Source organism: Megamonas funiformis (assembly GCF_010669225.1).
Lineage (GTDB): Bacteria > Bacillota > Negativicutes > Selenomonadales > Selenomonadaceae > Megamonas > Megamonas funiformis.
Window position 1 is genome coordinate 322090 of sequence record NZ_CP048627.1, and the last position, 14127, is coordinate 336216.

General features: G+C 32.5%; 14 protein-coding genes and 1 other annotated feature (1 of these 15 only partly in view). Of the genes, 7 read left to right on the forward strand and 7 right to left on the reverse strand.

Going from position 1 to position 14127, the window contains the following annotated elements:
* Positions 1–44: 44 nt before the first annotated feature.
* Both GXM21_RS01510 and manZ read left to right on the forward strand, forming a co-directional pair.
* On the forward strand, positions 45–863 hold the full coding sequence (locus GXM21_RS01510) for a PTS mannose/fructose/sorbose transporter subunit IIC (RefSeq protein WP_008538997.1): 819 nt from the start codon (positions 45–47) through the stop codon (positions 861–863).
* Positions 864–879: 16 nt separating this feature from the next.
* Complete coding sequence (manZ, locus tag GXM21_RS01515; protein WP_008538996.1) at positions 880–1695, forward strand: PTS mannose transporter subunit IID; 816 nt, start codon at positions 880–882, stop codon at positions 1693–1695.
* A gap of 70 nt (positions 1696–1765) precedes the next feature.
* On the opposite strand, the gene GXM21_RS01520 is transcribed toward manZ, so the two are convergent.
* Positions 1766–2611, reverse strand: a complete 846-nt coding sequence (locus GXM21_RS01520; protein WP_008538995.1) for a menaquinone biosynthesis protein — start codon at positions 2609–2611, stop codon at positions 1766–1768.
* Between the two features lie 306 nt (positions 2612–2917).
* On the opposite strand from GXM21_RS01520, the gene dhaL reads away from it, so the two are divergent.
* The gene (gene dhaL / locus GXM21_RS01525) at positions 2918–3541 is read left to right on the forward strand and encodes a dihydroxyacetone kinase subunit DhaL (RefSeq protein ID WP_008538994.1); all 624 of its coding nucleotides are present in this window, start codon (positions 2918–2920) and stop codon (positions 3539–3541) included.
* A 722-nt stretch (positions 3542–4263) separates the two neighbouring features.
* Here dhaL and GXM21_RS01530 read toward each other — a convergent pair.
* From GXM21_RS01530 to GXM21_RS01545, 4 genes are all read right to left on the reverse strand, one after another.
* A complete protein-coding gene (locus tag GXM21_RS01530; RefSeq protein WP_008538992.1) occupies positions 4264–5457 on the reverse strand; it encodes an FtsW/RodA/SpoVE family cell cycle protein in 1194 nt (397 codons plus the stop codon).
* A complete protein-coding gene (gene trmB / locus GXM21_RS01535) occupies positions 5457–6125 on the reverse strand; it encodes a tRNA (guanosine(46)-N7)-methyltransferase TrmB (RefSeq protein ID WP_008538990.1) in 669 nt (222 codons plus the stop codon). The genes GXM21_RS01530 and trmB overlap by 1 nt, the downstream gene beginning before the upstream one ends.
* 121 nt (positions 6126–6246) lie before the next feature.
* A complete protein-coding gene (locus tag GXM21_RS01540; protein ID WP_008538989.1) occupies positions 6247–7032 on the reverse strand; it encodes a sulfite exporter TauE/SafE family protein in 786 nt (261 codons plus the stop codon).
* Positions 7033–7071: 39 nt separating this feature from the next.
* Positions 7072–7995 carry a ketopantoate reductase family protein gene (locus tag GXM21_RS01545; RefSeq protein ID WP_008538988.1) on the reverse strand — a complete coding sequence of 308 codons (924 nt, stop codon included), beginning with the start codon at positions 7993–7995 and terminating at the stop codon, positions 7072–7074.
* 86 nt (positions 7996–8081) lie between these two features.
* On the opposite strand from GXM21_RS01545, the gene GXM21_RS01550 reads away from it, so the two are divergent.
* The 4 genes from GXM21_RS01550 to catA all read left to right on the forward strand — a co-directional run bounded on the left by GXM21_RS01550 (position 8082) and on the right by catA (position 10492).
* Positions 8082–8363, forward strand: a complete 282-nt coding sequence (locus tag GXM21_RS01550; protein WP_008538987.1) for an ArsR/SmtB family transcription factor — start codon at positions 8082–8084, stop codon at positions 8361–8363.
* A 69-nt stretch (positions 8364–8432) separates the two neighbouring features.
* Positions 8433–9419, forward strand: a complete 987-nt coding sequence (locus GXM21_RS01555) for a permease (RefSeq protein ID WP_008538986.1) — start codon at positions 8433–8435, stop codon at positions 9417–9419.
* A 16-nt stretch (positions 9420–9435) separates the two neighbouring features.
* A complete protein-coding gene (locus GXM21_RS01560) occupies positions 9436–9837 on the forward strand; it encodes an arsenate reductase ArsC (protein WP_008538985.1) in 402 nt (133 codons plus the stop codon).
* 7 nt (positions 9838–9844) lie between these two features.
* Positions 9845–10492, forward strand: a complete 648-nt coding sequence (gene catA / locus GXM21_RS01565) for a type A chloramphenicol O-acetyltransferase (RefSeq protein WP_008538984.1) — start codon at positions 9845–9847, stop codon at positions 10490–10492.
* Between the two features lie 37 nt (positions 10493–10529).
* Here the strand turns inward: catA and pheT are convergent, their stop codons facing one another.
* Together pheT and pheS are read right to left on the reverse strand one after the other, a co-directional pair.
* A complete protein-coding gene (gene pheT, locus GXM21_RS01570) occupies positions 10530–12965 on the reverse strand; it encodes a phenylalanine--tRNA ligase subunit beta (protein WP_008538982.1) in 2436 nt (811 codons plus the stop codon).
* 21 nt (positions 12966–12986) lie between these two features.
* A complete protein-coding gene (gene pheS, locus GXM21_RS01575) occupies positions 12987–14012 on the reverse strand; it encodes a phenylalanine--tRNA ligase subunit alpha (protein WP_008538980.1) in 1026 nt (341 codons plus the stop codon).
* A gap of 48 nt (positions 14013–14060) precedes the next feature.
* Positions 14061–14127: a binding site (T-box leader), on the reverse strand (it continues 132 nt past the right edge of the window).

Here is a 14127-nt window from a genome sequence, read left to right on the forward strand (position 1 = left end):
ATTTCAATGGCTGTTAATCTGCTCTTATGAATGGAGGTTTTTTTATGGAACTCAGTGGAGTACAACTTATAGCTATTTTTATTGTTTCAGCAATAGCTGGTATGGGCAGTGTTCTTGATGAATTTCAGACACATCGTCCATTGATAGCATGTACATTAGTTGGTGCAATTTTAGGTGATATGACAACAGGCATTATAATCGGTGGTACTTTGGAAATGATTGCACTTGGTTGGATGAATGTCGGTGCAGCTATGGCACCTGACGCAGCACTTGCTTCTGTTATTTCTACAATTCTTGTAATTGCTGGTCATCAAAGTATTGGTGCAGGTATTGCGATTGCTATGCCACTTGCAGCAGCAGGTCAGGTATTAACTATTATCTGCCGTACAATAACAGTAGTTTTCCAACATAAAGCAGATGGTTTTGCTCAAGAAGGTAATTTAAGAGGTATTGATATCTGCCATTTGGGTGCATTATTACTTCAAGCTTTACGTGTAGCTGTTCCATCTTTACTTGTAGCTATGTACATTGGTACAGATGCTGTTCAAGGTTTATTAAATGCAATTCCTCCAGTAATCACAGGTGGTCTTCAAGTTGCTGGTGGCTTCATCGTTGTAGTTGGTTATGCAATGGTTATTAACATGATGAATGCTGGTTACTTAATGCCATTCTTCTTCCTCGGCTTTGTTACAGCAGCATTTACTGAATTCAATTTAGTTGCATTTGGTGTAATTGGTCTTGTTTGTGCAATTGTTTACATTCAGCTTAGCCCTAAATATCATCAAGTGGCAGCTCCAGCAGCAGCAAGCGCTGGCAGTGCAAAAAGTGATGTAGATGATGATCTTGATGATGAATTAGACTAAGAGGAGGTTGAAGATTATGAAAAAATTAAGTTCAAATGATTTATTCTGGACCTTTATTCGTTCAAATTTCCTTCAAGGTTCATGGAATATGGAACGTATGCAGGCACTTGGTTTCTGCTTTGGTATGGTTCCTATTATTAAAAAATTATATGAAGGCGAAGAAAGAAAACAAGCTATTAAAAGACATCTAGAATTTTATAATACACAGCCATTCGTTACAGCTCCAATCATTGGTGTAGTAGCAGCTATGGAAGAACAAAAAGCTAATGGTAAAGACATTCAAGATGGTGTTATTAACGGTATTAAAGTTGGTATGATGGGACCTCTTGCAGGTGTTGGTGACCCAATCTTCTGGGGTACTCTTCGTCCTATCTGCGCAGCTCTTGGTGCTTCTTTAGCTATGGGCGGTAGCTTGCTTGGTCCTATTTTATTCTTTGTATTATTCAATGTAGTACGTTTACTTATTCGTTGGTATGGTATTAAATATGGCTACACTAAAGGTACTGATATTATTCAGGACGTAGCTGGTAATACTCTTCAAAAAATTACAGAAGGTGCTTCTATCTTAGGGTTATTCGTCATGGGGGCACTGGTAAATAAATGGACAACCGTTAATATTCCAGTAGTTATTTCTGAAGTAACTATGCAAGATGGTAGTGTAGTTACAACTACTGTTCAATCTATCTTAGACCAATTAATGCCAGGTCTCATACCACTTTTACTTACATTCTTATGCATGAAACTCATGAAGAAAAAAGTCAATGCAATTTGGATTATCTTTGGCTTATTCGCTGTAGGTATTATTGGTTACGGTCTAGGTATTCTTAAATAAGTTCCCCGACCAAAATTAATATAAAAAATGGTGTTGATATTTTATCAACACCATTTTTGTTTTTACGTATTTAATTTTTAGTATTTGGATTAAATATATTTAATTGTGGAAGTGCATCAATTAGATTTAATTCAAAAGCATATTGATAAAATAAAGATAAAGCTTTGAGTTGTTCTTCTTGTAATTTCCATTGAATTATATGAAGATATTCATCTAATTGCGTGAAAGAAAATGGTTTATCTGTAGCGATTTCTTTTATAGCCTGATGAAGGTTGGCAAAACCATTAGCAAAACCATTTTTTATATATTGCTGAATAATAGAGGTTTTTTGAGGATTTTCTTGTGCAAAATCCTTGCGTACTACCCATACTGCATATACCATGCAAAGATTAGTGAATTCTTTCCATTGCTGACCGATATCATAATAATATAAATTCTTATCTTGATGATATTTTAAAAAGAGAGCATCATCACCAATGAATAGAGAAGCGGTAGCGTTTTCATCAGAAAAAGGATTTTGAGGTGAAACTTTAGCAATAGAATAATCTGGTGTAGCATGATAACGTTTATTCATGATTATTTTCAAAAGACAATGTGAAGTAGCCGATTGAGATGTGAGTAAAATCTTATCTGTGGTAATTTCATGAATAGGTTTTTTGCTGACTAAAATTATGCTTTGTACAGGGCCGTCAGCCATAATGCTGATATCGGGTAAAATCATTAATTTATCAAAATTGCGAGCATAAATGATAGATGAAACAGGACTGATATCCAATTTATCTTGCGTGATTGCTTGATTTAAATTAGCAGGAACATCTTTAAATAAATTGAATTTATCACTAGGATTTTTAGTGAATGTATAAGTTAAAGGAAGACAATTTAAATAATTTATATGACCAACATTTGGCTTTAACATATAGATACCTCTTTTATTTAAATAGATTATAAAAAATGTTATATTAAAATATTGTAAAAAATAGAATAATATAATATACTATTATATTATTTTAGCAAAAGAAATACAACAAAGGTGATTTTTGTATAGTTTGTATTGTATAATTAGATAAAAATGGTATATTGATAGATATCATTTTTTTAGATATACATATACACAGTAAGCAGATTATATGTTAAAATTAATCTGTATATTTAGGCTATTTATAAGTTATTTAATTAAATAATATTATAATTTTCATTAAAATTTTGGGAGGAAATATCGTATATGACAAGAATTAAAGATGCAGTTGAACATATAGCAAAAGCTATAATAGCCCAAAAAGATTATTTAAATATGTTAGATAAAGCTATTGGTGATGGCGACCATGGCAATAATATGGCTATTGGTTTTGAAGCTGCTTTAGAAGAAATTGACAATATGAATGATGATGGAAATCCAGCAAAAGTTTTCAAAGCTATAGGTACAGCTTTTTCTGAAAATGTAGGCGGTGCAGCTGGTCCATTATATGCAGCAGCTTTCAACCGTGCAGCTAAAGCTTGTGATGAAAATACATCTTTTACAGTTGATTCTGTAATTAAAGTTTTAGGTGAAGCTATCGAAGCTATTAAAAAACGTGGTCGTGTAGAACCAGGTGAAAAAACAATGTTAGATGTTTTAATTCCTGTACATACAGCTTTTGTAAAAGGTAAAGAAAAAGATTTAACATTATTCCAATGTTTAGGTGAAGCATCAAGAGCTGCAAAAGAAGGTGCAGATTATACACGCACTATTTCTGCAAGCAAAGGTCGTGCAAGCTATTTAGGTATCAGAAGTATTGGTCATCAAGACCCAGGTGCTACATCTTCTCTTATTATGGTTAGAGAGTTATATAACTTTTTTCAACGTTAATAAGCAAAGGATAATTCATAAGTGTCTACTATGAGATTTTTTAGTAGGCACTTATATTTTTTTATTAAAATGTTATTTTTACAGAAAAAAATATATAAAAAAAATAATCTGATTATTGCAATAAAATTTTGACTGTGCTATAATAAAAACAGAAAGAAAAGTTATAGTGCTTAAAACAATTGAATGTAATGATATAAAAATAGTTTATGGAGAATGAGCAATAGAAATTATTGTACAGAGGAACTAAAAATTATTTATATAGAATGCATTCGAAAGGAGTGAGGGTTATAGCGGATTTGCAAAAAGGCTTTAATGAAAGTTGCACTTAGATATCTCGTGCTGTTGAAGAAAGCAAGTTTGTAAAGAAAAACTAGATTTTATAGATAGTAAGGCATTGTTAGTTAAAGTCTAAACTGATTTATAAGTGTGCACAAATAGTAACGTTACAAAATTTATTATTAATTCAAAAAGTGTATAATACGTATTAGGTGTATTTTAAGTTAGTTAGAATATTATAAAAGAATGTAAAAAGATGTATTTGGAATTAAATGCATATTACACACGTTAGCTGACTGATAAATACAGCAAAGACTTCTATCTTAAGGGAAGATTTGCAAAAAAATTAAATAGTGAGGTAGTTTGATGTATACACAGTATACTAGATAAAAGACGATTAGCATGAAGATATGTTAATCGTCTTTTATTTTGCCATTATTTATTTTTTATTTTAAACGATAGAGATGTTTTTTCTTGCTTAAATATTTAATAGGTGGAGTAGTTATTGTTTCATTTTTAGTACTTTTTTTTATGATATGATTATGTCGGTCTACGCTTAAAACTAAGCCTATGCTAATCATATTTAAGATAAGTGAAGTACCACCATAGCTGATGAACGGTAAAGGTACACCAACTACAGGAACAATACCGATAACCATAGCCATATTGCCAGTAGCTTGACCTACAATCAATAAAGTAATGCCACATACAAGCATTTTGCCAAAATTATCTTTAGTGCGTAGAGCAATTTTTATACAATAAAAAGCTAGTGCAATTAAAAGTAAAAAGACAATAAAAGCGCCCATAAATCCTATTTCTTGGCAAAAAACAGCAAAGGCAAAGTCTGTATGAGATTCAGGTAGATAAGAATATTTACTAAATCCATGACCTAAGCCCATGCCAGAAAATCCTCCAGAACCAATAGCCAAGATGGATTGAACTATTTGATAACCATCTTCTTGGGAACGAGACCAAGGGTCATACCAACTATTGATACGGTCTAAACGATATGGTTGGAAGGTTGCTAAAAGTGTAAGTAAGATAAAACCAATACCACAGATTATACCAATCCATTTTTTGGATAGACCAGCAATAAAATACATAATGGTTGGAATACCAATGATGATAAGTGCAGTTCCCATATCAGGTTGAGCTTCAACAAAACCTGCAATTATTAGACATAGAAGAAATATAATATTTTTTTGAGGATTTACCGTTATAGGAATTTTTTTATCTATACATTGACCAAGATAAGAAGCACTGATGATAATGGTAACAATTTTGGCGATTTCAGAAGGTTGAAATTGCATAAATCCAAGTGATAGCCAACGCTTAGAACCATTTACAGTAACACCCATAATTAATACAGCACTTAAGGATAAAATCGTTATGACTGTAAGCAGTAAAGATTTATTTTTTAATTTTTTATAATTAAATCTAGAAGTTAAAGCAAAAGCGACAAATCCAATTAACAAACTTATTAAATGACGAATTAAAAAGAAATAGGGATTTTCAAAGTTAGTATAAGCAGTTATTAAGCTGGCACTACAAATATTTATAGTGCCAATGACAATCAGGATAAACATGATACAGGTGATAGCTTCCATATCATTTATCCAAAATTTTTGCTTAGTCAACATTATTTTTTATCCTGCTTAGTAAAAGTTACCTCACAGCGATTGATTTTTTCACCGAAACCGCTAAATTTACGTTCATATTCTGTCATGATATTGTTAGCTTGATATTCACTATTATGAAGGTCAAAAGTAAGTGCATTTACTTTTAAATTAGCAAGTTCAAATTGTTCTAATGAAAAATCAAATAGAGGTCTATTGTCGGTTTTAAAGAATAATTCCCCATTATCTTTTAAGAGTTTGCGATATTTTTCCAAAAATCCTACATAAGTTAAACGTCTTTTTGCATGACGAGCTTTTGGCCATGGGTCGCAGAAATTGATATAAAAACGGTCAACTTCATCTTCAGCAAAGATATTTTCAATTTGTTCGATATTAAATACCATTAAGCGAACATTAGTTAAGCCAAGTTCTTTTACTTTTTTAGCAGCATAGTATAAAACATCTTGTTGAAGTTCTATACCGATAAAATTAACTTCAGGATGAAGAGCTGCTGTTTTACTGATGAAATCTCCTTTTCCTGTGCCAAGTTCTACATAAAGAGGTGCCTGACGGTCAAATACTTCATGCCAATGACCTTTAATTTCTTCAGAAGGACTTTGTCCTTTAGTATATACAAAATCATTAAAATCTAAAATAGCTTCATCAATCCAAGGTTTTCTTCGTAAACGCAAAATAATTCTCCTTTTTATAAATATATTCAAAGATTATTTTATCACAAAAGATTTATAAATACATGGTTTTTACATAAAAAGCTTCTGTTCTTTTTTAGAGTCGAGAACAGAAGCTTTTTGCTTAAAATAAGAGATTGCTTTCAACAATCATGCGAATACCTAATAAGAATAAAGAAATGCAAAGAAGTAAAATGATACTGCGAGGTTTAGTTTTCTTAGATAATCTAGCACCGATTTGAGCGCCGATTACAGCACCAAAACCAACAGCAAGAGCAGGTATCCAAACGATATGATTTAAAAATATATGAGATGTAACACCCATAAAAGAGGAAACAGCTAAGACAAAATGAGATGTTGCAGTTGCCATATGTGGTGGAAAAGCAAGGGCATAAATCATAACAGGAACATGAATGATACCGCCACCAATACCAAAGATGCTAGAGATAAAACCTACAAACATACTTAAAATAATACCGAGTTTTTTGCGAGCTATAAATAAGGTTTCATCAAAATTTGTAGCGATAGCTTTTTTATTAGATGAATTCCAATACATGATAGCAGAGATGATTAAAATAAAGATACCATAACTAAGACTGAAAGTAGGGCCTGTGAAATAATCACTGACAAGGCTACCTAAAATAGCTCCAGGAAGTGTAGCAATAGCAAAAGGAATGGCTGCTTTAAAATAAACGCGATGTTGTTTTACATAAGCATATGTTCCTGAAAGTGCATTTAAAAATACACCAAATAATGAAGTACCAACGATTTCAGGAGCACTATGAAAAATAGAAGGTGTGAGTGCAAAAGTAAAAAGTGGTATCATGATTAAACCACCACCAATACCTATTAAAGTACCAAATGTACCTACGCCAATACCGACGACAAATAATACAAGAATTTCAATCATAAAAAAACCTTACTTTCATATTTTGTAATTTGTTATATTTTAGGCTATAAAACCAAAATGTTTAGCTACTAATTCATAGGCTGGCACAGCGATATTTTTGGCTTTTGCCATGCGAACAACTTCAAAAATGAGTCCATCAATTTCTGATTGACTGCCTTTTTGTAAGTCTTTTTGCATAGAAGCTGTAGTATCTGGTGTCATAGCATTTAATGTTTTTAAGTTTATATCAATGATATTTTCAGGAAGATTAATATTATAAGCTTTAGCTAGATTAATACAATCTTTTGTTAAGGCAATGAATAAATCTTGTTCTTTTCCTTGTTTTTGCATGATACCTGCTGGTATATCAAAATAAGCTCCACAACTAGCATAAGGGGAGATTAAAACGAATTTGCGGAAGGTATCTTCTGCGATATTTTCTGATAAGACAACGGAAATATTACTATCTTTAAGGTTTTGAGCAATTTGTTCTAATTGATTTTTTAATGGAGTTTTTCCACGTGTGCCAAAGACGATGCGGAAAATATTACCTTTTTGAGATATTTCTCCAGGTGCAGAAATATAGGCAACAATATAGATACATCCTTCAATTACATTTGTATGAGGTAATTTAGGTGCTAGTCTATAACCTGTACCATAGATATTTAGTATAGGAATGATGATGGTATTTTCCTTGCTTACTTTGGCTAAAAAAGGAATGATATCATCAAGAGCATATCCTTTGACAGAAATGAAAATTACATCAGGTATTTCATTTGTTTGAAGATATTGCTCTGTAGTCATTGCTTTTACGGGTTTTAAATTAAATTTGCCAATTCTATCAGAATTGATGGTAAGACCATTTTCGTTGATGGCTTCAAGATGTTTTCCACGAGCGATAAAGGTTACATCATGATTATTTTTAGCTAAAAAACCACCGATGCAAGCTCCAGTTCCTCCAGTGCCGACAATGAGATATTTCAAGAAAATCCCTCCTTAAATATGATATAGTTATTATAGCAAAGTATAAAAGATTTTTCTTAATAAAATAAGAAAGTGAGATAAATAATATGAAAGAGATTGATTATGTAAAAATTTTTAAAGCGTTATCTGATGAAATGAGATTGAAAATTTTACAAGAAATTGCAAAACATGAGGAAATTTGTGTTTGTAAATTAATGGAAAAATTTGCTATAGCTCAAAGTAAATTATCTTATCATTTAAAATTATTGTTAGAAGCGAATTTAATAAAAGTAAAACCGCAGGGAAAATGGAATTTTTATAGTATTAATAGTTCTTTATTGACAGAAGTATTTAGTCAAAAGGCGATAAAATTTTTTCAACATGAATAAATAGACTTGTCATATCAAAAAAAATTGATATAATAAACATATCAAAAATATTTGATATGAGGTGAGATAATGTTTGATTTTTTTGTTGAACAAATACTAGGAATGCAATGGCTAAATGATTTAGTTTGGTATGTATTAATAAATTATTTCCATGCAGACCAAAATTCAAATTGGTGGTCAAGTGCTCATTTTTTCTTTTATGACACGATAAAGATAACTATTTTATTAGTAACTTTAATTTATTTGATATCATATATTCAGTCGTATTTTCCACCAGAAAAGACAAAACGAATTTTAACGCATTTTGATGGTTTTACTGGAAATATAATTGCTGCACTACTTGGAACTGTAACGCCATTTTGTTCTTGTTCAAGTGTGCCTATTTTTATAGGTTTTATTAGAGCAGGATTACCTGTAGGCATGACTTTTTCTTTTTTGATATCTTCTCCTATGGTAGATGTGGCATCTATGCTTATGTTGATGTCGTTTTTTGGACCTGAATTTGCTATTTTTTATACAGTTGTAGGCGTAATATTAGCTGTTGTTGGCGGTAAAGTCTTATCGATAATGAAGGTTGAAAGATATTTGAAAAAATATGATGGAGCAATTAGAGATTTTTATGCTGAATCAGAGTATTTTAATCAAAGACAAAGATTAAATTATGCTTTAAATGATACTAAAATTATCGTGAGAAAAGTTTTTCCTTATGTATTATTGGGCGTATTAATAGGTGCAGTAATTCATAATTGGATACCACAAGAATTTATTTTGAGTATTTTGGGAAATAATAATCCTTTTGCTGTTATTTTAGCTACAATTATTGGTATACCTATTTATGCTGATATATTTGGAACTTTGCCAATCGCTGAAGCTTTGTATTTAGTAGGTGTGCCAGCTGGTACGATTTTAGCATTGATGATGGCGATAACAGCTTTATCACTTCCATCACTTATTATGCTCAGCCAAGTATTGCAAAGAAAATTATTGTTTTTATTTATAAGTATTGTAAGTATAGGGATTATTTTTGTAGGCTATGTTTTTAATTTTGTATTTTAAGATAGGAGTGTAAAATTTGTTAAAAGTAGCATTTATTTGTGTGCATAATTCTTGTAGATCTCAAATGGCAGAGGTCATAGCTAAAGAAATGGGAAAAAATGTATTTGAAGCTTTTTCAGCAGGAACACAGTTAAAAAATCAAATAAATCCTGATGCAGTTCGTATTATGAAATCTTTAGGTTATGGTGATATAACAAAGGTGCAAAGACCTAAATTATTGCAGGAATTACCAGAGATTGATATTGTTATAACTATGGGTTGTAATGTAGCTTGCCCTATGATTAAATGTAAATATCGTGAAGATTGGGGTCTACAAGACCCTACAGGAAAATCTGATGAGGAATTTTTGAAAATTGTTGAGCAGATAAAAGCGAAAATGAATAATTTAATAGCTAGAATAAATAATAAAGAGTTGTGATATTGAAATGGATTTTATAAAAATAGATAAAGAAAAATGGCAAAGAAAAAAAGTTTTTGAGCTGTATAGCAAAGATGTTCCTTGCACTTATAGTATGACAATCAATTTAGATATCACAGATTTAAAAAATAAAATAGAGATAAAACAACTAAAATTTTTTCCTGTAATTTTATATGGTTTGAGTAAGTTTGTTAATAAATATAAAGAATTCCGCATGGATTTAAATGAAGATGGAGAAATAGGATATTATGATAAAATAAATCCTATTTTTACAGTCTTTGAAGAAGCGCAAGAACAGTTTTATCAAGTGTGGACAAAATATGATGATGATTTTGAAGTGTTTTATCAAAATTATTTATTGGATATGAAAAATTATCAACAGCAAGAGATAAAAAGCTCTAAATTATTATTAGAAAAAAATGTGTTTAATGTTTCTTGTGTTCCTTGGGTTAGTTTTACAGGTTTTAATTTGAATTTAGCTAAAGGATATGATTATTATTTGCCTATTTTCACTATAGGAAAGTATTTTGAACAAGGTGAAAAAATATTATTGCCATTAGCTATTCAAGTACATCATGGAGTATGTGATGGTTTTCATTTATCAAGATTTATAAATGATTTGCAAGAATGGTTGGATAAAACAGCTGAAATATAAAAAAAGGCACTACAATTGTAGTGCCTTTTTATTTTTATTAGCCACGAAGATTTGCATTGAAATCTTTTTGAAGTTTAGCCACGATTTTTTCGATTGCTGGGTCAATTTCAGCATCAGTTAATGTTTTATCATTGGATTGGAAAGTCAAGGAGAATGCTAAGCTTTTTTTGCCTTCTTCAACTTGTTTACCAGTGTAAACATCAAATAAAGTGATTTGAGTGAGATTTTGACCTGCTGCTTTAGTCATAGCTTTTTCGATATCAGCAGCATTTACATCAACATCTACGAGCATTGCAAGGTCACGGCTAGTTGCTGGATATTTTGGTAATGCTTTATATTTGAAATCTTTAGCCATGTATTTCATAACAGTAGTAGCGTCAAGTTCAAAGATATATACAGGTTTTGTAATACCATAAGCAGAAAGTACAGCAGGATGAACTTCACCAACTGTTGCGATTACATCGCGACCTTTTTTGAAGAGAGCAGTTTTGCCTGGGTGCATAGCGTAGTGTGTACCAGCTTCAACTGTATAACGAGTTACACGAAGGTTTGCAAGTAATTCTTCGATAATGCCTTTAGCATCGTAGAAGTCTACCATATCATTTGTTTGGTTCCAGCCCTGAGCATTGCGACGACCAGTAATAGCACCTGCAATTTTTACAACTTCATCTGGAAGTTCTGTTACAGGAAGTGCTTTAGGGAAGAATACAGAACCTACTTCAAATAAAGCTACATCATCATTTTTACGAGCAAGATTGCGAGCAAGATTATCAAAAATACTGCTGAGTAATGTTGTACGAACGAGAGGATATTCGTCAGAAAGTGGGTTCATGATAGGTACAGCTTTACGAAGTGGACTATCTTGTGGAATGTTTAATTTATTGAATGTTTCTTCGTTAGTTAAAGCAAAGGAAATTGTTTCATAAAGTCCTTGGCTAGATAAGGAAGCTTTTACTTTATCGATAAATGTTTGTTTTGCAGATTGAGTTCCCTGCATAGAAACGCCATTTGGAAGCGTGGATTTAATTTTATCAAAACCATGTAAACGAGCAATTTCTTCGGAAATATCAGCCATGCAAGTTACATCATTTCTCCAAGATGGAACTTTAACAGTGATTTCATCATTTTCATCTTTTGTAACATCAAAACCAACGCTTGTAATGATATTAAGCATAACATCTTTAGCGATATTAGTGCCGAGGTGATTGTTGATTTGTTCTGGTGTGAAAGTAACATAATTAGCTTGTTTTGGATTTGGATATACATCTACAATTCCTTCGCAAACAGTGCAAGCACCCATTTCTTGAAGTAATTGAGCTGCTCTGTCGAGAGCTTTAATAGTAGTTTCGCTATCAACACCACGTTCAAAACGGCCAGAAGCTTCAGAAGAAAGACCGCAAGCACGAGCAGTTCTGCGGATACATGGACCATAGAAATCAGCAGATTCTAATACTACAGTAGTAGTAGTGTCTGTGATTTCTGTTTCGAAACCACCCATGATACCAGCAAGACCAGCAGCTTTTTCGCTATCAGCGATTACGAGCATTTCACCTTTTGCTTTGCGAGAAGTATCATCAAGAGTATGAAGTTCTTCACCTTCAATAGCACGACGAGCAATTAATTTTTTGCCTGTGATTTTATCATAATCATAAGCATGCATAGGATGACCAAGTTCAATCATAACGAAGTTTGTAACGTCAACTACATTATTGATGGAACGAATGCCAGCACCTTCAAGACGTTGTTGCATCCATTCAGGAGATGGGCCAATTTTTACATTTTTAAGCATACGTGTAGAGAAACGAGAGCATAAATCAGGGTCTGCGATTTCTACAGAGAAGATATCGTTTAATTTAGTGTTATCATCTTCATTAACTTTGATTTCAGGGAAATGTGGTTTGTTGCCAGTGATAGCAGCAATTTCACGAACAAGACCGAAAACACTGAAGCAGTCTGCACGGTTAGCTGTAAGTTCAAATTCTAATACAACATCATTTAAACCTAATACATCTTTAGCAGGAATACCTACAGGAGTATCACTAGGTAAAATGAAGATACCAGTTTTTTGTTCTTCAGGTAATTTTTCAAGGTCAAGTTTTAATTCTTGAGCGGAGCAAAGCATACCATTAGAAGCTACACCACGAAGTTTACCTTTGGAGATTTTCATGCCGTTTGGTAAATGAGCACCTACCATAGCTACAGGAACAACTTGTCCTTCTGCTACGTTTTGAGCACCTGTTACAATGATGATATTTTCAGCAAGACCAACATTCATAGTACAGATTTGTAAGTGGTCAGAATTTTGATGTGGTTCAAGTTTTTCGATGCGACCAGTTACAACTTTTTCTAAACCTTCGCCAGGGTCTACAACATTTTCTACAGGAATACCAGCCATTGTGAGTTTATCAGCAAGCTGTTCTGGAGTTTCAGTAAAATCTATATAATCTTTAAGCCATTTAATAGAAACTTGCATTAAATATAATCCTCCTTAATATTAGAACTGACGTAAGAAACGTACATCATTATCATAGAATAAACGTAAATCATCAATGCCATAAGCGAGCATAGCAATACGTTCAACACCCATACCGAAAGCAAAACCGCTAACTTGTTTAGGGTCATAACCACTCATTTCAAGTACATAAGGATGAACCATACCTGCACCTAAGATTTCAAGCCAGCCAGTGCCTTTACATACACGGCAACCTTTACCTTTACACATAACGCAAGAGATATCTACTTCAGCACTTGGTTCAGTGAATGGAAAGAAGCTTGGACGGAAGCGAACTTTTACATCTTCACCGAAGATTTGTTGTAAGAAAGTAACAAGTGTGCCTTTGAGGTCAGCAAAGCTGATGTTTTTATCAATGCAAAGACCTTCAACTTGAGTAAACATTGGGGAATGTGTAGCATCATAATCATCACGACGATATACATGACCTGGAGCAATGATGCGAATTGGGCTATTTGGCTCATGAGCTTGCATTGTACGAGCCTGTACAGGAGAAGTCTGACTTCTAAGTAAGATATCTTCTGTGATATAGAAAGAGTCTTGCATATCACGAGCTGGGTGATCTTTTGGAAGATTTAAAGCTTCAAAGTTGAAATAATCAGATTCAATTTGAGGACCTTCAGCGATAGAATAGCCCATGCTAGTGAAGATATTTTTTATATTATTTAAGGTAACAGTTAAAGGATGAAGATGTCCTAAACTTTGACGACGACCAGGAAGCGTAACATCAATTTTTTCTGTAGCTAAACGATTTGCAAGTTCAGCTGCTTTTAATTCTTCTTGTTTAGCTGCGATTGCAGTTTCTAATTCTTTACGAGTTGTATTTACCATTTGACCAACTACAGGACGTTGTTCAGGGCTTAATTTACCCATACCACGTAAAATGCTAGTCAAAGAGCCTTTTTTACCAAGATATTTTACACGCACATCATTTAGTGCATTGAGATTAGAAGCACTATTAATATCATTAATCGCTTCTTGTTGTAAACTTTTGAGTTCTTGTTCCATGATTTCACTCCTACAAAATTTTAACAAAAAATAAAAGCTCTCACCCCATGAAGGGGCGAAAGCTTGTTTCGCGGTACCACCCTAATTGATACTTAAAAGCATTAACGCGGCCAGA

Excerpts from the sequence above, each read along its gene's own strand:
- GXM21_RS01510 (WP_008538997.1), top strand. The coding sequence starts at position 45 with ATGGAACTCAGTGGAGTACAACTTATAGCTATTTTTATTGTTTCAGCA.
- manZ (WP_008538996.1), top strand. The coding sequence starts at position 880 with ATGAAAAAATTAAGTTCAAATGATTTATTCTGGACCTTTATTCGTTCA.
- GXM21_RS01520 (WP_008538995.1), bottom strand. The coding sequence starts at position 2,611 with ATGTTAAAGCCAAATGTTGGTCATATAAATTATTTAAATTGTCTTCCT.
- dhaL (WP_008538994.1), top strand. The coding sequence starts at position 2,918 with ATGACAAGAATTAAAGATGCAGTTGAACATATAGCAAAAGCTATAATA.
- GXM21_RS01530 (WP_008538992.1), bottom strand. The coding sequence starts at position 5,457 with ATGTTGACTAAGCAAAAATTTTGGATAAATGATATGGAAGCTATCACC.
- GXM21_RS01540 (WP_008538989.1), bottom strand. The coding sequence starts at position 7,032 with ATGATTGAAATTCTTGTATTATTTGTCGTCGGTATTGGCGTAGGTACA.
- GXM21_RS01550 (WP_008538987.1), top strand. The coding sequence starts at position 8,082 with ATGAAAGAGATTGATTATGTAAAAATTTTTAAAGCGTTATCTGATGAA.
- GXM21_RS01555 (WP_008538986.1), top strand. The coding sequence starts at position 8,433 with ATGTTTGATTTTTTTGTTGAACAAATACTAGGAATGCAATGGCTAAAT.
- catA (WP_008538984.1), top strand. The coding sequence starts at position 9,845 with ATGGATTTTATAAAAATAGATAAAGAAAAATGGCAAAGAAAAAAAGTT.
- pheT (WP_008538982.1), bottom strand. The coding sequence starts at position 12,965 with ATGCAAGTTTCTATTAAATGGCTTAAAGATTATATAGATTTTACTGAA.
- pheS (WP_008538980.1), bottom strand. The coding sequence starts at position 14,012 with ATGGAACAAGAACTCAAAAGTTTACAACAAGAAGCGATTAATGATATT.